General features: G+C 47.4%; 10 protein-coding genes. 2 read left to right on the top strand and 8 right to left on the bottom strand.

The window, feature by feature from the left end; translation table 11 throughout:
- Positions 1-52 precede the first annotated feature (52 nt).
- Entirely contained in the window at positions 53-2,623 is a 2,571-nt protein-coding gene (locus N5E87_RS02310; RefSeq protein WP_086903795.1) for an EAL domain-containing protein, read from the bottom strand.
- Between the two features lie 378 nt (positions 2,624-3,001).
- Complete coding sequence (gene hemE / locus N5E87_RS02305; protein ID WP_011621241.1) at positions 3,002-4,066, bottom strand: uroporphyrinogen decarboxylase; 1,065 nt, start codon at positions 4,064-4,066, stop codon at positions 3,002-3,004.
- 459 nt (positions 4,067-4,525) lie between these two features.
- Here hemE and rsd point away from each other — a divergent pair, with 459 nt between their 5' ends.
- Entirely contained in the window at positions 4,526-5,011 is a 486-nt protein-coding gene (gene rsd / locus N5E87_RS02300) for a sigma D regulator (protein ID WP_086017236.1), read from the top strand.
- 179 nt (positions 5,012-5,190) lie between these two features.
- Here rsd and acnB read toward each other — a convergent pair whose 3' ends face one another.
- Positions 5,191-7,788: a bifunctional aconitate hydratase 2/2-methylisocitrate dehydratase gene (gene acnB, locus N5E87_RS02295; protein ID WP_069453740.1), complete on the bottom strand. Its 2,598-nt coding sequence runs from the start codon at positions 7,786-7,788 to the stop codon at positions 5,191-5,193.
- Between the two features lie 434 nt (positions 7,789-8,222).
- Between acnB and hxpB the strand changes: the two genes are divergently transcribed.
- The gene (gene hxpB / locus N5E87_RS02290; protein ID WP_011715645.1) at positions 8,223-8,879 is read left to right on the top strand and encodes a hexitol phosphatase HxpB; all 657 of its coding nucleotides are present in this window, start codon (positions 8,223-8,225) and stop codon (positions 8,877-8,879) included.
- A gap of 69 nt (positions 8,880-8,948) precedes the next feature.
- Here hxpB and N5E87_RS02285 read toward each other — a convergent pair whose 3' ends face one another.
- The 5 genes from N5E87_RS02285 to aceF all read right to left on the bottom strand — a co-directional run bounded on the left by N5E87_RS02285 (position 8,949) and on the right by aceF (position 22,172).
- Positions 8,949-10,991 carry a M13-type metalloendopeptidase gene (locus N5E87_RS02285; RefSeq protein ID WP_279774984.1) on the bottom strand — a complete coding sequence of 681 codons (2,043 nt, stop codon included), beginning with the start codon at positions 10,989-10,991 and terminating at the stop codon, positions 8,949-8,951.
- Between the two features lie 211 nt (positions 10,992-11,202).
- Entirely contained in the window at positions 11,203-13,422 is a 2,220-nt protein-coding gene (locus N5E87_RS02280) for a patatin-like phospholipase family protein (RefSeq protein WP_279774983.1), read from the bottom strand.
- A 225-nt stretch (positions 13,423-13,647) separates the two neighbouring features.
- The gene (locus tag N5E87_RS02275; RefSeq protein WP_279774982.1) at positions 13,648-18,150 is read right to left on the bottom strand and encodes an EAL domain-containing protein; all 4,503 of its coding nucleotides are present in this window, start codon (positions 18,148-18,150) and stop codon (positions 13,648-13,650) included.
- A gap of 408 nt (positions 18,151-18,558) precedes the next feature.
- Entirely contained in the window at positions 18,559-19,986 is a 1,428-nt protein-coding gene (gene lpdA / locus N5E87_RS02270; RefSeq protein ID WP_037413608.1) for a dihydrolipoyl dehydrogenase, read from the bottom strand.
- Positions 19,987-20,135: 149 nt separating this feature from the next.
- Complete coding sequence (aceF, locus tag N5E87_RS02265; protein ID WP_279774981.1) at positions 20,136-22,172, bottom strand: pyruvate dehydrogenase complex dihydrolipoyllysine-residue acetyltransferase; 2,037 nt, start codon at positions 22,170-22,172, stop codon at positions 20,136-20,138.
- Positions 22,173-22,176: the final 4 nt, after the last annotated feature.

The following is a 22,176-nucleotide window of genomic DNA, read 5'->3' as shown; positions in this document are numbered from 1 at the left end:
GTTAATTATGCTCCGAAGTAAATTGGCATAATCATCTTAAAAGCGCAATCCCCTATGCGCGTTGAGCGTGCGGCACGCCAAGCGGCTCGCAATAACTGCTCAGGGGTTGCGGTCGCCCTATCGCATAACCTTGCGCGTAATTAATCCCAATCGCCTGTAATCTATCGATAATCTCTTGGTTTTCGACAAACTCGGCCACAGTCTCAATCCCCATGACGCGGCATACGTCCTGAATGGATTTGACGATGGCGTAATCCTTGGCGTTGACCGCGAGGTTCTTCACGAAACAGCCGTCAATTTTGACATAGTCCACCGGCAGTTCACGCAGATAACCATAGGACGCAAAGCCACTACCAAAATCATCCAACGCAAAAGAAAACCCGAGTTTACGCAGCTGCCTGAGCATTTCCATGCCGCGGTGACGATTTTGAATCGCCGTGGTTTCGGTGATTTCAAAGCACACACATTGGCTTGGGATATCAAAAATCTGTTGCTGCAAAGCGATATATTCCACCATGCCTTCGGCACCTAAGCTATTGCCTGAAAGGTTGATTGAAATACAGTGATCCGGCCACAACTGTGGATTTAAGGATAGCCATAAGAAGGCCTTACGTATCACTTCTTTGTCGATTTCAGGCATGAGCTTAAAACGCTCCGCCGCTGCGATAAACTGTGCTGGCGCTAAAATACGGCCGCAGGGTTCTTGGATCCTGAGCAGGATTTCCATCCGTTGCCGTTTAGAACTCGCCCCTAAACCGCGGATCGGTTGGTAGTAGAGCAGCAGTTCATTTTCCTCAATCGCTTGCGCGATACGCACCGCCCACTTGGGCGCGTTGCGCTGGTAGGTCAGCTCTTTATCTTTATCATCGTAAAAATGGATTTGGTTTGTTCCCTTGGCCTTAGCGGCAATACAGGCAATATCCGCATCCTTAAGTAGCTCCAAGGCATTGATATAGGGCGCACGGCCAAAGGCGACGCCAATACTCAAGCCGACCTTGTAGTTACAGTTTTTATCGTGCAGTACCTGCAGCGAAACCTGAGCGATAATTTGTTTTAACTGCTGGGCAACGGCCAACGCAGTGCTATCGCAAATCACTAAGCCAAATTCGTCGCCACCTAAGCGAGCCAGCAATGCCTGCGGCCCAAGGCAAGATTGAATCGTCCGCGCTACTATGGCCAACATGCGATCGCCTGCGGCATGGCCACAGCTGTCGTTAATCAACTTAAACTGCTCTAAATCCAGATAACATACCGCGAGGCGCTTAGCCTGACTGGCAAACTGCGGCAACCGCTCCTCGAAGGCTTGCCGATTGAGCAAACCTGTCACGCTATCGAAGTTGGCGCGTTTTTGCAGCTGGTGCTTAAGTAGCTCTTCCTGGGTAATATCCCGTAGCACCACCACAGTGCCGGTAATTTCTTTATCATGATTCAACACGTTACTGATGCTACGTTCAATAATCCGTGGCGTGGCGGTTAATAGCTTGATTTTGGCGACTTGCGGCGTAGTCTCCCCCAAACGCATACAATGGAATACCGCTTGATTTAACTGCTCCCCCGCTTTTAATAACGACGCTAGGCTCTGGCCAACGGCGTAACAGCTGGCAACATCGAGCAAAGATTCGGCCTTGGGATTCATATAGATCACTTTGGCATCGATATCAGTCAGGATCACCGCCTCGGCAATCGACTCTAGGGTAGTCTTACCGCGTTCTTTCTGCTGGTATATACGGGCAAGTAAGCTGTTAACCCGGCTGGCTAACACTTCTAACTCGACGTTACCTTCACCGCTCACAGGGCGATACACGCTGGCCGCAGGGTCGACTAATGCCAGCTGCTTCATCATGCTTTTAAAGGGTTTTAACAGGCCAGCGCGCAGCCAAATGTACCCCAGCGCAACAATCATCACGCCGAGTAGAATAATCCCCACCGAAACCCAATCGAGGTCGAGTTTTACTTCTTGGAAAGGTTCAGAGGAGAACTGTACCTGCAGATACAATGGCGAGTTTTCCTGCAAACTCGGGACTGGCACAAAGCTGAGGCGATCTTTCGCGGCCGCAGTGTTGCTGCGACTCATCTGCACCTGAGTGACTAATGGCGCTTGGGCATATTCTAATAAATCCTGCGCCGATAACTGGCGCACCAAGAGCACGTATTCTTCGGGGGCGACGGCTGCGGCGGTGACAACAAGCCCAACATCCCCCGCAAGATACACCCCAGCCACTTTAGGTTTACCAGCGGCAAGTACCGCATCGGCAATTTGCTGTTGTGTCGCTAAGGCAATACTGGAGGTGTTGGCGAGAACACTTTGCAGTTGCCCGCCCTGCAGAATAAACCAGTGTAAATTGGCGGACATGGCGCTCTCAAGCCATGATGACTCGATGGATTGCAGCAGTTCGCCATCGACCCGAGACAGCGGGGAGGCATAGATATTAGTGAGAAAACTTAAACGGTCGATATCGATGAGAAACTGTTGCTGGATATTAGTCAGCTCATGCTGCACATTATCTTGGCGCAGCAATTCAACCCTATGATCGAACCAATAGCCGAGGCAATAGGACACGAGCACAACCGCTGGCAAACAGAATCCTGCAATAAATACCAATATTTTGTTGCCAATGCGCATCTCTTACCACGGCTTTTGTCATTGAATAAATAAACGGCTTTACATAGTCCCTTATAGCGTCATGCAACATATCTCATTTGCAAATAGTATTAAATATCACTTTGCTTTATCCGTTGCTAAAGTAAGCAATAGCATGCATTTAATTGTGTTAAACGCCTTTGATTTAGCGCAGCTATTCGCTAAATAAGTTTTAAAAAGTTAGATGTTAATCAATATCCTATGTTCTAAAGCCGCTTGTAAACACCTTGTAATGCCTCGGCTTTAGGTTTGGGGAGAAAGGCATAACTCGAGCCGAGTTGACGTTAAGCCCGCACTGCTTAGCATTGAGTCACAGCATAAAAAAACGGACCCTTAGGTCCGTTTTTTCTTCAGTATCGCTTACTTATGATACTGCTTAGATTGAGCATGAACCGCCTTGATAAAGGCACCCGCATGCTCTGGGTCAACGTGCTGATGAATACCGTGGCCTAAGTTAAACACGTGGCCTGTACCTTCACCGTAACCCGCCAGAATTTGAGCTACTTCTTCTTCGATACGTGGGATTGGCGCGTACAGCATAGAAGGATCCATGTTGCCCTGAAGCGCCACTTTGTGACCGACACGGCGACGGGCATCGGCAATATCGACAGTCCAGTCTAAACCTAAGGCGTCACAGCCAGTTTCAGCCATGGCTTCTAACCATAAGCCACCGCCCTTAGTGAATAAGGTCACTGGCACTTGGCGGCCATCGGCAAAGCGAGTCAGACCATCGACAATCTTCTGCATATAACGCAGTGAGAATTCACGGTAAGCCGTGTGCGATAACGCGCCGCCCCATGAGTCGAAGATCATCAGCGATTGAGCGCCGTTAGCAACCTGCGCATTCAGGTACAGAGTCACTGAGTCTGCTAACTTGTCGAGTAACATATGCAGCGCCGCTGGCTCTGCGTAGGCCATCTTCTTAATTTTTTCAAAGGTTTTACTCGAGCCACCTTCAACCATGTAAGTCGCGAGTGTCCAAGGAGAGCCAGAGAAACCAATCAATGGCACTTGGCCATTCAGTTCACGGCGAATAGTGCTAACCGCTTTCATCACATAACCCAGATCATCTTCTGGATCGGGAACGGCTAATTTTTTGATGGCATCGATAGTGTCTGTTGGGCGCTCAAAACGTGGGCCTTCGCCCGCCTCAAAATACAGACCTAATCCCATCGCATCGGGAACAGTCAGAATATCGGAAAACAGAATCGCCGCATCCAGCTCGTAACGACGCAGCGGTTGTAGCGTTACTTCACAGGCCAGTTCATGGTTTTTACATAAAGACATGAAGTCACCCGCTTGAGCGCGAGTCGCTTTGTATTCAGGGAGATAACGGCCAGCTTGACGCATCATCCACACTGGAGTCATATCAACAGGCTGTTTTAGTAGGGCGCGTAAATAACGATCATTCTTTAATTCTGCCATTTGGCTTGATTCCTAGACTTATTGAGATCCGCTGGGTCGGTAGTTTAGCATTTACGCGGATAATGTAACCTTTAAGTGCAAATTTATGTGAGCTATTCCCCATCATTGCTGTCCATTTAAGCACTTATCGTCAAAATGCTAGCCAGATAACATACTGTTTAGTAATCGAACCCAAAGTCACACTAAGACAGAAAAAAGTTGCGCTGGTTTCCTGCCTTTGGTATAAAAAGTTTGCGCTAGCAAGAACAATCAAGAAGCTCGTCGCATCGAGCCTGCTATATACATTACTCGCCCAACGATAGGTTTCTATCGTTGGGCTTTTTATTTCCGCATTTTTTTATACAAAACAGCTGGTTTGTCCATCTGCCAATTCTCGCAAATCCCGATAAAAAGGGTTGATCCAAGAGCTATTTCTCCCCTACATTAGAGTCATGTCCTGGCACTTAAATGGAATGCATCATGCTGAGAGAACTCGAGAAAGCAGAACAAAAGTGGGGCGGTTCAAATAAGCTTATAGATCAATGGCTAGAAAATCGTCGTAAACTCTTGGTGCATTACTGCCAGATAGCAGGCCTTCCTCCCTATGGGAAAGCCGAAAAATCCCTTCCCTCCTTCGATCATGTGAAATCCTTTTGTGATTTATTAGTCGATTACGTCTCCGAAGGCCATTTCGAAGTCTATGACCAAGTGGTCAATGCCTGTGAAAAGTTTGGCGCCTCGAGCAAAACCTTAGCCCAGCAAGTACTGCCAAAGATCACCCCAACGACCAACGCGGCGTTAGACTTTAATGATAAGTACGCCGAAGCGCAGGATGACCAAGTGTTATACCAGCTCGATAAAGATCTTTCCGAACTGGCCCACACCATGGAAACCCGTTTCGAGTTAGAAGATAAATTGCTCGAAGTGCTACATAACCAGTATTCAGAGCACGCCCAGCAAGCCTAATTAGCGCTAACCGTTATGCACCGCGAGTCGCATGATTGCGCCTCAATGGGTCAAGTCGCCACCCTTGATAAATAGTGTTTGAGATTAGCAGTCACTTCTTAATCAACAGCTTATTAGCGATAGAATTTACAAACAAAAAAGCCAGCTTTCGCTGGCTTTTTCATTATCATATCAATCGATTATACAGCTGATTGAAAGATCACTTGTGATGCTTTCTGAGTGTAAGAATCGATTTGATCGAAGTTCAAGTAACGGTAAGTGTCAGCTGCAGTTGCATCTAACTCTTTCGCGTATTCTTGGTATTCTTCAACCGATGGCAGACGACCTAACAGGGCTGCTACTGCCGCTAATTCCGCAGAGGCTAAGTAAACGTTAGCGCCTGTACCTAAACGGTTCGGGAAGTTACGGGTAGAAGTCGATACCACTGTAGAACCTTCAGCCACACGTGCTTGGTTACCCATACACAGTGAACAGCCTGGGATCTCGATACGCGCCCCAACGCGACCGAAAATACCGTAGTAACCTTCTTCGGTCAGCTGGTCTTTGTCCATCTTAGTCGGTGGTGCAATCCACAGACGTGTTGGCAGCGTCTTAGCGAACTTGTCTAACATCTTACCGGTCGCACGGAAGTGACCAATGTTAGTCATACAAGAACCTACGAACACTTCGTCAATCTTAGTTTGCGCAACAGATGACAGTAATACTGCATCGTCTGGATCGTTTGGCGCACACAGGATTGGCTCTTTGATCTCGTTCAAATCGATTTCGATCACCGCAGCGTACTCGGCATCAGCGTCTGCGCTCATCAGCTCAGGATTCGCTAACCACTCTTCCATGCCTTTGATACGACGCTCTATCGTGCGACGGTCACCGTAACCTTCGGCGATCATCCACTTCAGCATAGTGATGTTCGAGTTCAGGTACTCGATGATTGGCTCTTTGTCTAACTTGATAGTACAACCCGCAGCAGAGCGTTCTGCAGAAGCGTCAGACAGTTCGAATGCCTGTTCAACTTTCAGGCTTTCTAAGCCTTCGATTTCCAGTACGCGGCCAGAGAAGATGTTCACTTTACCTTTCTTCTCAACGGTCAGCAGACCCATTTCAATCGCTTTTAATGGAATCGCGTGTACTAGGTCACGTAGGGTGATGCCAGGTTGCATCTTGCCCTTGAAGCGCACTAATACTGATTCTGGCATGTCCAGAGGCATCACACCGGTCGCGGCAGCGAATGCCACTAGACCAGAACCTGCTGGGAATGAAATACCGATTGGGAAACGTGTATGTGAGTCACCACCAGTACCAACTGTGTCTGGTAATAACATACGGTTTAACCAAGAGTGGATAACACCGTCACCTGGACGCAGAGACACACCGCCACGGTTCATGATGAAGTCTGGCAGAGTGTGGTGAGTGTTCACGTCTACTGGTTTTGGATAAGCGGCAGTGTGGCAGAATGACTGCATAGTCAAATCGGCACTGAAGCCTAAACAGGCTAAGTCTTTCAGCTCGTCACGGGTCATAGGACCAGTCGTGTCCTGTGAACCCACAGAAGTCATCTTAGGCTCACAGTATTGGCCTGGACGTACGCCAGCAACACCACAGGCTTTACCAACCATCTTCTGCGCTAAAGTGTAACCTTTGCCATTATCAGCGACGTCTTGAGGACGTACGAATACGTCAGAAGCTGGTAAGCCTAATACTGCGCGCGCTTTGTCAGTTAAACCACGACCGATGATCAATGGAATACGACCACCAGCACGCACTTCGTCTAACAGTACGTCGGTTTTCAGGCTGAACTCAGAAATCACTTCGTCTGAGTCGTGACGCTTCACTTGGCCAGCGTATGGATAAATGTCGATCACATCGCCCATTTCCATTTTGCTGACGTCAAGTTCGATTGGCAGTGCGCCCGCATCTTCCATAGTGTTGAAGAAAATCGGCGCAATCTTGCCACCTAAGCAGAAACCACCTGCACGTTTGTTAGGTACGAATGGGATATCATCGCCCATAAACCACAGTACTGAGTTAGTCGCAGACTTACGTGACGAACCTGTACCTACAACGTCACCCACGTAAACTAATGGGAAACCTTTGGTTTTCAGTTCTTCTAATTTCTTGATTGGACCTACGCTGCCAGGTACATCTGGCTCGATACCATCACGCGCGTTTTTCAGCATAGCTAAAGCGTGCAATGGGATATCTGGACGTGACCAAGCATCAGGTGCTGGTGACAGGTCGTCGGTGTTGGTTTCACCTGAGACTTTGAATACGGTCAGGGTCACTTTGTCCGCTAATTTTGGACGGCTTAAGTACCAGTCTGCATTTGCCCAAGCTTCAACGACTTGTTTAGCATAGGCATTACCCGCTTCCATTTTCTCAACCACATCGTGGAAAGAATCAAACATCAGCAGCGTGTGAGATAAGGCTTTAGCGGCTAAAGGCGCCAGAGCAGGGTTATCTAACTGAGCGATCAGCGGCTCGATGTTATAGCCACCTTGCATAGTGCCTAATAACTCAGTCGCACGTTCGGCAGACAGGATAGGTGAAGTTGCAGCGCCTTTGGCAACCGCATCTAAGAAAGCGGCTTTTACGTAAGCGGCTTCGTCAACACCGGGGGGAATTCGATTTTCTAGCAGGTCAAGAATAACGGCTTCTTCACCAGCGGGGGGATTTTGAACCAATTTAACCAGTTCAGCCACTTGATGTGCATCTAATGGCTTAGGGACTACGCCCTCTGCAGCACGTTCTGCGACGTGTTTACGATATGCTTCTAGCACGGCAACATTCCTCTTTGTTTGGCGCTCTAACAACGAAACTGCACGTCTTCTCAATTGAAGCTGACAGTCCGACATGATCGACCCGTATTTCCGGCCAGCAGTATACTACAGCTTTGCAAAAGTATGAATCAGGTCACACTCGGCGAAAGACGAAATAAGGGCTAAATCCGGAGGTGCAGCTCAACTTACGGCAAGAATAAAACAAGGGAAATTAGACAATAGTTTGAAAACAGACAAAAAACCATAAGCGACAAATAGTTAACATAAGTTAATCAATTTAAAATCGAACGAATATTTTTTTGCTCACAACCGCAGGTTAAGCGTAAATATTTTTAAACTTTGTGCTTTTAGACTTTGAAGATGCAGAGCTTAACCATACACTCAAGTTCCCAGAGCATAGCGCTTAGTAATCCTTCCCATCCCTTGGAGTAGTAATGACATCCCTTAGTATTCAAGCTGTTATCTTTGATATGGATGGTGTGTTAATCGATTCAGAACCCCTTTGGCAACGGGTTGAGTATGAAGTCTTATCGGCACTTGGCGTGCCCGTCACTATCGAAACGATTCAACAAACCACAGGTTTACGTATCGACCAATGTGTCGACTATTGGTATCACAAAGCACCTTGGGCCGATTACGACAATGCCAAGGTCAGCACCGCCATCGTCGATAAAGTCGCAGAGGAAATCCTGCGAACGGGCGAAGCCATGCAAGGCGTTCAACAAGCCATTGATTACTGCCAAGCTAAAGGCTTAAAGATAGGCCTAGCCACCTCTTCTTTTTACACCATTATCGAAGCCGTACTCAGTAAACTCGGCCTAAGCGATAAGTTTATGGCGGTACAATCCGCCGAAGGTCTCACCTATGGCAAACCCCATCCCGAGGTGTACTTAAATTGCGCCGCCGCGTTAGGAGTCGACCCGCGTTATTGCCTCGCGATTGAAGACTCTTTCAATGGTCTTATCGCCGCCCGCGCTGCCAATATGCAGACCGTCGCCATTCCCGCACCGGAGCAACGCGGGCAGGCCAAATGGGTTGTCGCCCATCACCAAGCCGACAGCTTGTTAGATTTACCGGCTATCTTGGGCTAATCACAGCAACAATTGACGCAAATAAAAAAGCCAGACATCCGTCTGGCTTTTTCATTTTCATCCTATGGATTACCAGATTTTTACGCGCTCTTCTGGTTTTAAATACATCTTGTCGCTTTCTTTCAGCTCAAAAGCTTTATAGAAGGCTTCAATATTGCGCGGTGTACCCATAGCACGGTAGTGGCTAGGTGAATGCGGATCCGTCAGTAAACGACGACCTAACTCTTCATCACGGTAGTTGCGGCGCCACACTTGTGACCAACCGACGAAGAAACGCTGCTCACCCGTTAAGCCATCGAGCACTGGTGCAGGTTTACCGTTTAAGCTCATCGCATAGGCACGCGCCGCTACGGTTAACCCGCCTAAGTCACCAATGTTTTCGCCTAAGGTTAAATCACCGTTCACAAACTTACCGGGCAACGCTTCATAGCCAGAATACTGCGCCGACAGTTGCTTACCGCGTTTTTGGAACTCTTCACGGTCTTTATCAGACCACCAATCACGCAGGTTGCCGTCGCCATCGTACTTAGCACCTTGGTCGTCGAAACCATGGCTGATTTCGTGGCCAATTACCGCACCGATACCACCGTAGTTAACCGCATCATCGGCTTCCATATTGAAGAATGGCGGTTGCAGAATCGCCGCAGGGAATACGATTTCATTGCCAACAGGGCTGTAATAAGCGTTCACCGTTTGTGGTGTCATATGCCACTCGGTACGATCGATTGGCTTACCTAACTTGTTGATCATGTCTTGATATTCGAAGTTGGCATAACGCATATAGTTACCCACCAGCTCATCAGGCTTGATCTCTAACGCTGTGTAGTCTTTCCACTTGTCTGGATAACCAATCTTGTAGGTAAACTTAGACAGTTTTTCTTGAGCCGCGACTTTCGTTTCAGGCGTCATCCACTCGAGTTCGTTGATGCTGACTTCAAAAGCTTTGATCAAGTTTTTGATCATGGTTTCCATGCGGGCTTTTGCTTCTGGTTTGAAATATTGCTTAACGTACTCCTCACCGACTAACTCACCAATCACTTGGTCGGCGCCATCTACCGCCTTTTTCCAACGTGGTTGTTGTTCTTCAATACCCATTAAGGTTTTGCCTTTAAAGGCAAAGTTAAGGTCAACGAAGTTTTTGCTTAACAGCTCAGCATAGCTATCCACTAAGTGGAACGTTAAGTAATCCTGCCAAGCTGAAACGGGGAAGGCATCAAAATTAGCGCCTAACTTTTCTAAGTATGATGGCTGACGCACGATGACTTCAGTCACTTTATCGCCAAGGCCCGCACTGGTCGCAAAGGCATTGATATCAAACTTGCCAGTGAGTTTTTGCAGCTCGGCACGGCTCAGTTTGTTGTAAGACTTGTTAGCATCGCGAGATTCAACGCGGCTCCACTGGCTCTTAGCGATCATCATCTCGATGTCGGCTACGTTTTTCGCGGCACGTTTTGCATTTTTATAGCCTGCTTCAGTCAGAATATCAGTCACATATTTCGCCATTGCTTGGCGATTAGCGACAAACTTAGCGTCATCTTTTAAGTAGTAATCGCGGTCTGGCAAGGTTAAGCCCGACTGGCTTAAATACACTGCATATTGGGTAGAATTTTTCGCGTCGTTATTAACGTAGAAACCAAAGGGAATACCTGAACCGCTGGTGAGTAATTTGCCCATTACCGCAGGTAATTCGCCGTGGGTTTTCACCGCTGCGATATCCGCCAGTAATGGATTTAATGGGGTTACACCTAAGGATTCGAGCAAATCGGTATTCATAAAGCTGGCGTTAAAGTCACCGATTTTTTGATTATTAGAGCCAGGAGCAGCATCTTTTTGCGCTGCGGCGGCATCGATGATTTTTTTCAACGCATCTTGGCTTTGATCGTACAGCACAGAGAATGCACCGTAGTTAGACTTGTCGGCAGGGATAGGCGTATTCGCTAACCATTTACCGTTCACGCTGTAATAAAAATCGTCTTGATGGCGAACTGAGGCATCAAAGTTTTGTAATTCAATGCCAGAAACCGCGGCGACTTCAGTTTTAGGCTCGCTGCTGCAAGCGGCTAAACCTAGGCTCAGGGCAATCCCCAGCGCCAGTGTGCTAATCTTCTTCATTGTTTTCCCCAGCTTCCGTTGAGAGTGTTGTTATTTTTTCCTGCAAAACCTTAGCATTTTGCCTAGTTTGGCTGTAGCAAGATTTTGTAAAAGGTTATGACACTTAGTGATATTTGCGCAAACCAGTATAAACGCGATTTTTAGATTATGCGGGAATAGTGTTCAGCAGGAAAAACGAAGGGCATAACCTTAGTTATGCCCTTCGATCGATTTAGAAGGCTTTACCGACAAATAAATACAAGGATTTATCACCCATATCTGTAATACCAAAGCCCAGTGCTGCCGGCCCCATAGAAGTATCTGTACCTATGTAAAGGCTAGAAGCATAGATAAGGTCTGAGAGGGATACCTCTGAGCGTTCATACCATACATTTCCCGCCTCTAAACTTAGCCCTAAATAGAGTGGGTAATCTCTCATACCTAATAAGGCATCTCGGCCCAGATCATACTGATAGACAAAGGCGCCAAAGAGCTTATGCGCCCCTGTGAGCGAGTCCTTGTGATAACCAGAAAGGTTTAAGAAACCGCCCAAATCGGACAAGTGTAACGTATTAAGTCCGTCATTATTATTTGTCGCAAGCGACGCTTTACCCACAAAGGCATGATTGCCAACGCTGAGCGCGCCTTTCCAATCGGCTTCAACCTGAACACTAAATTCGTTTTTATTGTTATCAACGACATCGTCAAAATCTTCATTACGCACATACACATTTAAGGTGATGCGGTTACCCGAAGTCGGGAAACTAATACTGTCTAAGCTGTCATAACCAACCCTCAAGTAAGCACCGTAGGAGTTAAAATCAAAATCCTTCAGCAACCAGGCATCATTGACGATAACGCCTTTCTCCCCCACTAAACCAAATTCAATAAACCCTTGCAAGACATAGTTATAACCAATTCCTAATTCAATAGTGTGGGTTTTCTTGTCAAAGACAAAAACACGGTTATTGTTATCGTAGAGATCCCAATTATGAACATCGAATTGATATCGGGCTCGACTATAAAACTCTTGATCTCTATCTAGCGGTTGATAAAACTCGGTTGCAAATAGCTTTTCGAATCCAAGCTTAACTTCGTTTCGCCACTCTCCGCCATTAAAGGTTAAGTCTGTCATGGTATAAGCCATATCAAAGCTGATGGCTGAATCAGAGCTAAAATCGTCCTCCCAATTAAAGCCTAGTTGGAAGTAATTTGGTCCCCAAGATTTAGCTCGGGTGGTCACCGTCAGCACTCGACCTTCTTCAGACTCGACAAACTCGGCATCCACGCGCTCAAACTTATTGAGGGAATAGATGCGTTTTAAGGCATCGTTCAATTCATCTTTAGTAATATTCTGACCAGGTTTAAGTTCTAGGGTTTCTTTTAATAAATTAAGGCTAACTTTTGAGTGGTTATCAAACACAATTTCCTTGATAGGATGAGCGATATCCGCCATGACAGTCTTACCCTTGGCCCTTTTACTCTCAACATAGGCGGCATATTGTTCTTCGCTAACGCTCATCTTTTGCAATTTAACTAACTGGCTGGTCGCCGCTTCTTTGCCGAGGGTTAACGCTAAAGGCATGATGGTAAAATCGGTTGTGCTTAGGGCATCGATCGCAGGACGGATCAACACATCATTATCAGTCAATAATTGCTTTTGTTTTTCAGTACTGGCGTTAGTCAAGAAGTTAGATAACTGATCGAGCACCGCAATCGTGCTGTCGAGCTTGTCTTTGGTCACCAGTGGCGAACCGATATCCACGGCAATCACTATATCGGCGCCCATAGCCTTAACTACGTCCACGGGCATGTTGTTGGCAATCCCACCGTCGACTAACAACTTGCCATCAATCTGTGTCGGCTGCAGCGCCCCTGGTACAGTTGCAGATGCCTGCATGGCCTTAACTATGCTGCCGTGGTTGATAACCACGGGTAAGCTGGTTTCTAAGTCGGTCGCCACCGCTCGGTAGGGAATGGCTAAATCATCAAAATCACCAAACTGACTGACTAAATCCGTTGATTGACGCAATAGCTGCGACATGGTCTGGCCACGCAGTAAACCACTAGGCGCCTTCACTTCACCTTCGTTGTAACCAATGTTCAGCGGAATATTGTAGCGATCCCTTAGTTGTTTATCCCTGTAGCTCAACACATTACGTGGGATGGTATCCGAATAACCACTATCCCAATCAACCCCCATCATGATGGTTTCGACTTCACTTGCACTGTATCCCAAGGCATACATACCCGCGACATAAGCGCCGATACTCGTACCTGCAATATAGTCCACAGGAATATGATGTTCTTCTAAAATTTTAAGTACACCAACATGGGCGGCGCCTTTAGCACCTCCACCGCTTAACACTAATCCTATTTTTGGCCGTTCAGCCGCACATAAGGGAGTCAGCAACACACATAAAAAGAGAGAAGCTACTATTCGGCGCATCATAATGAGTACTTTTATAGGATAAAAAATTTCGAGTTAATATTAGCAAATTTATCTATTTAACCATCAGTCATATTTTATCTGAACCGATGAGTTGAAAATTTGCCATTAATGATCGCGTTATTTCATTTACGTTTAAACACAAGTGCTGTAAACAGATAATTCAACATAAAACCCCAACTTGAGCCGAGGCTAAAAATGCGCAATTAAGCACACATAAATTGCAGATTAAGATTGCAATGAGTCAAGCGGAGACTGTAACTGAAGATATTTTTCAAAATCACTGACAGACATTGGTTTAGCAAAGTAATAGCCCTGAACAATATAACAGCCACGGCTAAAAAGCTGCTCTAACTGCTCAACGGTTTCGACCCCTTCTGCTACTACGGTTAATTTTAAGTTACGAGCCAATTCAATAATACTACTCACAATAGCCTGATCGGCAGAATTAGAGGCGATATCGATCAAAAATGAACGGTCAATTTTGAGTGTATTCACCTCAAAATTGCGTAAATAAGCTAAAGAGGAATATCCGGTGCCAAAGTCGTCAATCGCGACTTCAATGCCAAGCTCGTCAAGCTGCATTAAGTGGGCTTTAGCCACCTGCAACTCTTTCATTAACACCCCTTCGGTAATTTCTAAGCATAAAGATGAAGCGGGCATACGGGTGGCATCGAGAATTTTCTTCACGCCATCGATAAAGTCTGGTTGACGGAAATGCACAGCTGAAATATTGACCGACAATTTAAATGGCTCAGCGGTTTGCATTGCCCATTTGGCCCCATCCGAACACGCGCGGCGTAAAACCCAGCGATCAATATCAACAACCAAACCACAAGCTTCGGCAACTTTAATAAAAATATCGGGTCGCACAAAACCATCGACGGGATGTCGCCAACGAATGAGTGCTTCCATGCCAATAAATTTATCCCCCTGCAAAATATCAATTTGTGGTTGATAATACAGTTCAAATTCTTGCCGCTCTATCGCTTTACGTAAATCAGCCTCCAAACGTAAATGGTATAACGCTTGGGCATTGCGCTCTGATGAATAATATTTGAAGTTACCACGACCTTCTTCCTTGGCATGATACATGGCCAGATCCGCATTTTTTATGAAGGCTTCTGGCTGCATTGCATCATCGGGCCAAATACTGATCCCAATGCTGGTTGAAATATAAAACTCGCGGCCAAACAACCTAAATGGCGCGACGATTTGTGCCAACAACTGTTCTGCTAAGTGGTTAATATCACTTAACTCTTTAACATTTTTCAACAAAATAACAAATTCATCGCCACCAAAACGGCAGAGTAAATGGTCACTTCCGATACAGGATTGTAATCGATTAGATGCTTCAACTAAGAGTGCATCGCCCATACTGTGGCCATAGGAATCATTGACATGCTTAAATCTATCTAGGTCAAGAAACAGCAATGCTAACTTTTCACCACTTTGCTCAGCCGCTTGAATAGATTGCATCAAACGATTGGCGAATAACGAACGGTTAGGGAGTCCTGTTAATACATCGTAATTTGCCAGACGTCTAAGGTCGGCCTCGGTGCGTTTCCGCTCAGTGATATCTGAAAATACCACTACATAGTGAATGGCATTTTCATTCAGTGACTGCATCACCGATACGTTAAGCCATACGGGATAAACTAGGCCGTTTTGTCCGACTAACTCACGCTCACCCGTCCATGAGCTATCCTGACCAAGTAACTGGGCAACTTCCGTAGATAACCCGTCCTTCATTTGCACAAATTGCGAAAATGATAGGCCGACTAAGCTCTGTTGTTCTGAGCCTATAATGTGCTGTGCGGCATGATTGGCAACACGAATATTTTCATCTACGTCTAAAATAAGTACACCTTCTGATGTATTTTCAAACGCTTGGGCTAAAAGACTGACTTCATCTTCAAGCTGCCGCTGCAAGGTTATATCACTATAAATACCCGCTACCCGCTCAATAACTTGGGTTTGTTTATTACGAGCCACAGGACGCCCGCGCACTCTCAACCAGCCCCAGTTACCATCGCGACGATGATATCGATATTCGGCTTCAAACCGATCAACCTCTCCTGCAAGCATACTATTCCATTGCACCAGTACTTTTTCCCGATCCAAAGGATGTACGGGAAGTGATTCAAGAGTAAGTACAATTTCGTTGGCATGACTTCCCAAGACATAACCGCGGTTATCGAGATAAAAACATTGGCTATCCCTATGCCATTCCCAAAGATCAGAGTCGCTACCACGTAACGATTGCCTGAGACGATCATCACTCTCGGTTAGCGCTTGATTCATCGCCATAAAGGTGCGAACCTGACGCTGTCGATACCACGCTAAACTCAGTGCAATAATCGAAAACACTAATAATAATAAACCTTTAAACCCTTGAGTCAACCACCAGTGCTGCTCAACATAGAAGGGAAAAGTAAAGGGCTTATCTGACCAGATTCCATTGACTTGGCTTAACACCTCAAGTAGATATTCTCCCGCTGCTAAGCCTGCGAGGTTTACCTGCGACTCACCTTGGAGCAGCACATAGTTATCTTCCTCCCCTTGATATCTGAGTCGATATTTAAATTGTATTGGCGAATCATCAAGGTAATCGAGGTTAGTGATCTGTAAACTCACCATGTTGGCATCGGGTTTAATTACCATCATGGGCTGAGGCAGTAGGGAAACTTCGGTGCTGTTATCGTAATAGACAGACACAGACTCGAGCATCACATGGTCATCGGTGATCCGGTTGACCAGCTTATCCACATCCAAGTGCATAACCCCTTCCGGAGTGCCAAGATATAGACCAAACTCGGGGGAATAGAAGTAAGCTCCTTCATTCATTTCATCGGAAATCAGCCCATCGAGTTGGTTAAACATGGCGATATGGCCGGTCGCGATATCTTGGCGGATCAGAGAATCGGCGCAGGCCACCAGATTGGCTTTAGGCGTCTTTTGGATAAAAAACACTGAGCTGCAGTTCACTTGCCATAGCGCAGTAAGCGAAACCAGCTCACTGCTGTTGAGGTGATACTCAAATAAGCCCTTTTCGTAGGAGCCAAACCACATCACTCCAGGTGACATTTCTTCGATATGGCTAACGGTGGGCATGGCACTCAAGCCATTAAATAGGCTTCGCTGATCGTGGAACTCATTCGCCTCATCCAGATAGCCAAAAACCCGCTTACCACCGATCCACAGCTTACCGTCGGAGGCGCGATACAAGGTTCTAATCGCCGGACGCTTGGGTTCCACGGCATCTTTAGCAGGTTTTGCAGGCTTGTCGATGTCAAAGGCCTGTGGCGCTTTTAAATCGGCCTCCCAGAAATACAGGCCTGTAGAACTGGCGATCCACACCCGCCCTTTTAACAGTGGGTCAACATAAGTCCGATAAACCAGCTTGTTTTTAAATTCATCTTGGCCATTGATCCACTTTGCAAAGCTCTCGCCCTTAAAGCTTGTTCTATCAACCACAAACAGGCCGCTGGTGCTAGAGATCAACAAGTAGTGCTCGGCAAATGGGCTGATATCGTAAATACTCTCGTGGGACAGCAAACCTTCAATCGGGATATCTATGGTTTGCTGTGTGTCCTTGGCAATAAACATCACATTGGATGAGCCAAGCCAGAGTCCCTCAGGTGCCGCAAACACTGACCAAATCATGGCATCGCCCAGTGCGTAGGGCTTATCCGCGGTATAGGTCTCTAAGATAAAATCGGGACGCGATGCCAGCAGCGCCAAGCCATCGCCAGAGCCGCCCACCCACATCAGACCCGAATCATCGAACAGCATGGCCTTGAGGATTTCCATATTGGCCTGCTTTTTCAGCTCCTCCTGATAATTCTCAATCTGGTGGGTCTCTGGCGACCATTTCAATAGGCCAAAACGACTGGCAAACCATAGCGAGCCCTTAGGATCTTCAACAATCACTGTGCTCCAATCGGGTAATTCAGGCACGGGATCAAGTTGCTGTGTGCTTGGCTCGAAACGATACACGCCACGGCTCGTCGCCAACCATACGCGGTGTTTCGTATCCTCAAGCATATCCAGAATGCTTCCCATAGACTCAGTCCATGGGTATTTACTGAGGGTTTTACCTGACTTATCCAGCAGCAATAAATCAAATTGCCCAGCCAGCAGGATTTGCTCATTGGGGAGCACCAATAACTTGCGCCAAGGCAGATCGCGATTTACCGCCAGTTGAGTCACCAGAGTGAGTTCAGAAGTCGCAGGGGAATACTGATAAATCTGACCATTATCAATCAGCAATAGCCAACGCTGAGCATCCATCCGCGCAGCAGACAGCATGGCGCCACCTGGAAAGTGCGGGAACAAATCGGGTGAGCCAAACAACGTAAATTGATTGCCACGGATATCGTAGAGATACAACGCCGCGTTGGTGCTGACCAGCAGCTTGTCTTGCCCGACGTTGACCACTGAGTTGAGGAAATCATCCGCAAGACGGGACTCGCTCCCCGTTTTGTCTATGCGTCTGACTTTAGAATTACTAACGCGATATAAGCCTTGCTCGGTCGCCGCCCAGACAAAACCATGGTCATCTAAGGTCAAGCCACGAATACTGGTGGCGGCTAATCCATCTCGGTCGGTGAAAACACGTTGCACAAATCCACCAGCCCAAACCATGTTCAGACCAGAGACAAAAAGGATGAAACATGCCAGAAGTGTTTTAGTTATTCTTGTTTGCATTTGATGGCTTACTTCATACATATACCCAAACCACCTCAAAATGCAGAATTCAGCGGGAATTTAACGCACTTTAAGCAAGGCGGCTATTTGTAGGCCTAGTGGGCTAAGTCAAAAATAGCCAACACGGCATAAAGTGCGTTAAACCCCGCCGGGACGGAGCGCCTAGGGCACTCCACTTCCGTGTTGCATCAATTCAAAAGGTGGCCGACATTTTTTCATTGATGCGCCTTGAATCGAAGCCCCCTAGGCGCTCTGAAACTCGTATTTTGAGGTCGCTTGGGTATAACTGTACTGTAGCAGTTCAACAGTCTGAATACACCCGCACATTCACATTAACTTTACATTTTTACTTAGGCAATAAAAAAGCGCCCTAAAGGCGCTTTTACGAATATAAGTCTCAACTTATTTCAGGACGAGACAAAGATTAAATTACTTTTTCTTTGCCTTTGGGTTTGGCAGGTCAGTAATAGAACCTTCGTAGATTTCAGCCGCTAGACCCACTGATTCGTGCAGTGTGGGGTGAGCGTGAATCGTTAATGCTAAATCTTCAGCGTCACAACCCATTTCGATGGCTAGGCCGATTTCGCCCAACAGTTCGCCACCGTTCACACCAACAATAGCACCACCGATAACGCGGTGCGTGTCTTTATCGAAAATCAGCTTAGTCATACCTTCGCTGCAATCTGAAGCGATTGCACGGCCGCTGGCAGCCCATGGGAAAGTCGCTGTTTCGTAAGCAATACCTTGCTCTTTAGCTTCTTTCTCAGTCAGACCAACCCAGGCCACTTCAGGGTCTGTGTAAGCGATTGATGGGATGACTTTTGGATCGAAGTAGTGCTTCATGCCCGCGATCACTTCGGCCGCTACGTGGCCTTCGTGCACGCCTTTGTGAGCGAGCATTGGTTGACCAACGATGTCACCGATAGCGTAGATGTGCGGTACGTTAGTACGTAATTGCTTGTCAACGTTGATGAAACCACGCTCATCAATCTTAACGCCGGCTTTGTCGGCATCGATCAGCTTGCCATTTGGTGTACGGCCGATAGCGACTAATACCGCATCGTAACGCACTGGTTCAGCTGGTGCGCTCTTACCTTCCATAGAAACATAAATACCGTCTTCACGGGCTTCGACCGCTGTGACTTTAGTTTCTAGGATCAGGTTGAATTTCTTCTTGATTTGCTTAGTGAATACGCGAACAACGTCTTTGTCAGCCGCAGGGATCACTTGGTCGAACATTTCAACCACGTCGATTTCACTGCCTAAAGATGAATACACAGTACCCATTTCTAAACCGATGATACCGCCGCCCATTACCAGCAGTTTGCCTGGAACTTCTTTCAGTTCTAATGCGTCGGTCGAATCCCAAATACGTGGGTCTTCATGGGGAATGAATGGCAGTTTGATTGGGCGAGAACCCGCAGCGATGATCGCTTGGTCAAACTTAACCACAGTCACAGTACCGTCTTCAGCAGTCACTTCTAAGCTGTTAGGGCCAGTAAATTTACCGAAGCCATTAACAACGTTTACTTTACGCATTTTAGACATGCCGCCTAAGCCACCAGTCAACTGGCTGATCACTTTTTGCTTGAAGCTGCGTAACTTGTCTAAATCGATTGTTGGCTCGCCGAACACAACACCGTGTGCAGCAACGGCTTTGGCTTCTTCGATAACTTTAGCAACGTGTAACAGGGCTTTAGATGGGATACAACCCACGTTCAGACACACGCCACCTAAAGTGCTAAAACGTTCAACGATAACGGTTTCCAGACCTAAGTCAGCCGCACGGAAGGCAGCAGAATATCCAGCAGGACCTGCACCTAATACCACTACCTGAGTTTTGATTTCGTTACTCATGTTTTCCTCTAATTCTCATTCAATCCGTTGGAGGAGAGTAATCCTGCCAACCGAAAATGCGCCAGCGCGTAAGGTGGGCGCATTTTAACCTGTGTTTGATACTGATCACAATAAACAAAAGGCCACTCAAGTTGAGCAGCCTTATTTGTTTACAGAATCAAAGTACGAATATCGGACAGAATTCCTGACAGGGTCACGCTAAAGCGTGCAGCCATAGCACCATCAATCACGCGGTGATCGTATGATAGCGACAGTGGCAACATCAATTTAGGCTCGAACTCTTTACCATTCCACTTAGGCTTAATTTCAGATTTAGACACACCTAAAATCGCCACGTCTGGGTAGTTAACGATTGGGGTAAATGCAGTACCACCAATGCCACCTAGGCTTGAAATAGTGAAGCAGCTACCCTGCATATCGGCAGACTTCAGTTTACCGTCACGGGCGCGGATAGAAATATCGGCCAGCTCACGAGATAACTCGATAATGCCTTTCTTATCCACGTCACGCACCACTGGCACAACCAAACCGTTTGGCGTATCAACCGCCACACCGATGTGGTAGTACTTCTTCTGGATCAGTGATTCACCGTCGCTGCTTAAGCTTGAGTTGAACACAGGGAACTGTTGCAGCGTTTTCGCCACAGCTTTCATCATAAAGACCAGCGGAGTGATCTTATAATCGGCTTTCTTCTTCGCCGCTGCGTCGTTCTGCTGCTTACGGAACTCTTCCATTTCAGTGATATCAGCTTCATCGAACTGAGTCACGTGGGGAATAGTTACCCAGTTGCGGTGCAGGTTTGGACCAGAGATCTTCTGGATACGGCTTAATGGAATCTCTTCCACTTCACCAAACTTGCTGAAATCCACTTTCGGTGCGGCAATTACTTGCAAACCACCACCGCTACCCGCTGCAACGGAAGTTGCTGCTGTCGCCTTAGGACGAGACAGTTCGTATTTCACATACGCCTGTACGTCTTCCTTCATGATGCGACCTTTACGGCCAGAACCCGTCACTTGAGTGAGGTCCACACCGAATTCTCGGGCCAAACGGCGAACCGCAGGAGACGCATGCACCACACCGGTTGCCACTGGCGCACCCGCACTTGGGTGATGTGGAACTGGTGGACGGCTAGGAGCGGCTGCAACAGGCGCTGGTGCCGCTTCTTGGGCAACAGGAGCAGGAGCTGCGGCTTGAGCCACAGGGGCAGAAGCTGCACCCGCACTTACTGTTGCAACGGAAGTAGTTTCAATCGTCGCAATCACGCTACCTTGCGAAACCTTATCACCCACTTTAACGGTTAACGACAACAGTTTACCGGCGAATGGCGCTGGTACTTCCATGGTCGCTTTATCGGTTTCAAGGGTAATTAAACCTTGATCAACTGTAATGTCATCGCCCACAGACACGAGCACTTCGATCACATCGACATTGCTCGCATCGCCAATATCAGGCACTTGGATTTCTTTAACCGCAACCACTGGTGCTGCAGCTGCGACTGGAGCAACTGGCGCAGCAGGAGCCGCTTGAGCGACAGGTGCAGAGGCTGCTGGCGCGCTCGCTTGTGGCGCTGCAGCAGGTGCCGCGCCGCCCACTTCGAGCATGATCACTAATGAGCCTTGAGAAACCTTGTCACCCACTGCCACTTTCACTTCTTTTACCACACCCGCGAATGGCGATGGTACGTCCATGGTCGCTTTGTCGGTTTCAAGCGTGATAAGGCCAGCGTCAACCTCAATCTTATCGCCAGCGGCAACTAAGACTTCGATAACAGACACATCGGTGTCACCACCGATATCCGGCACAGTGACTTCAACCACTTGGGTTGCGCCCGTCGCTGGCGCGGCAGCCACTGGGGCTGGAGCCGCTTGTACTGGAGCTGGTGCTGCTGGGGCTGGCGCAGGAGCGGCAGCTTGAGCAACAGGCGCAGCTTGAACATTAGCCGTGCCCGCTGCTTGCATCATCGCAATTAAAGTACCTTCGCTGACTTTGTCACCGACGGCCACTTTCAATTCGGCTAACACACCCGCGAAAGGCGCAGGAATGTCCATGGTCGCCTTGTCGCTTTCGACGGTCAGAATCGACTCTTCCGCTGCTAAGGTATCGCCCACAGAAGCACAGATTTCGATAACCTGTACTTCATCGCCGCCGATATCAGGAACAAAAACTTCTTTTAATTCAGCCATTTTT

This window comes from Shewanella sp. GD03713, from assembly GCF_029843705.1.
Classification (GTDB): domain Bacteria; phylum Pseudomonadota; class Gammaproteobacteria; order Enterobacterales; family Shewanellaceae; genus Shewanella.
This window is presented reverse-complemented; position numbering and strand designations above follow the sequence as displayed.

What these genes read in the sequence shown, in the direction of transcription:
- N5E87_RS02310 (WP_086903795.1), bottom strand. Translation starts at nt 2,623, where the DNA reads ATGCGCATTGGCAACAAAATATTGGTATTTATTGCAGGATTCTGTTTG.
- hemE (WP_011621241.1), bottom strand. Translation starts at nt 4,066, where the DNA reads ATGGCAGAATTAAAGAATGATCGTTATTTACGCGCCCTACTAAAACAG.
- rsd (WP_086017236.1), top strand. Translation starts at nt 4,526, where the DNA reads ATGCTGAGAGAACTCGAGAAAGCAGAACAAAAGTGGGGCGGTTCAAAT.
- hxpB (WP_011715645.1), top strand. Translation starts at nt 8,223, where the DNA reads ATGACATCCCTTAGTATTCAAGCTGTTATCTTTGATATGGATGGTGTG.
- N5E87_RS02285 (WP_279774984.1), bottom strand. Translation starts at nt 10,991, where the DNA reads ATGAAGAAGATTAGCACACTGGCGCTGGGGATTGCCCTGAGCCTAGGT.
- N5E87_RS02280 (WP_279774983.1), bottom strand. Translation starts at nt 13,422, where the DNA reads ATGATGCGCCGAATAGTAGCTTCTCTCTTTTTATGTGTGTTGCTGACT.
- N5E87_RS02275 (WP_279774982.1), bottom strand. Translation starts at nt 18,150, where the DNA reads ATGTATGAAGTAAGCCATCAAATGCAAACAAGAATAACTAAAACACTT.
- lpdA (WP_037413608.1), bottom strand. Translation starts at nt 19,986, where the DNA reads ATGAGTAACGAAATCAAAACTCAGGTAGTGGTATTAGGTGCAGGTCCT.
- aceF (WP_279774981.1), bottom strand. Translation starts at nt 22,172, where the DNA reads ATGGCTGAATTAAAAGAAGTTTTTGTTCCTGATATCGGCGGCGATGAA.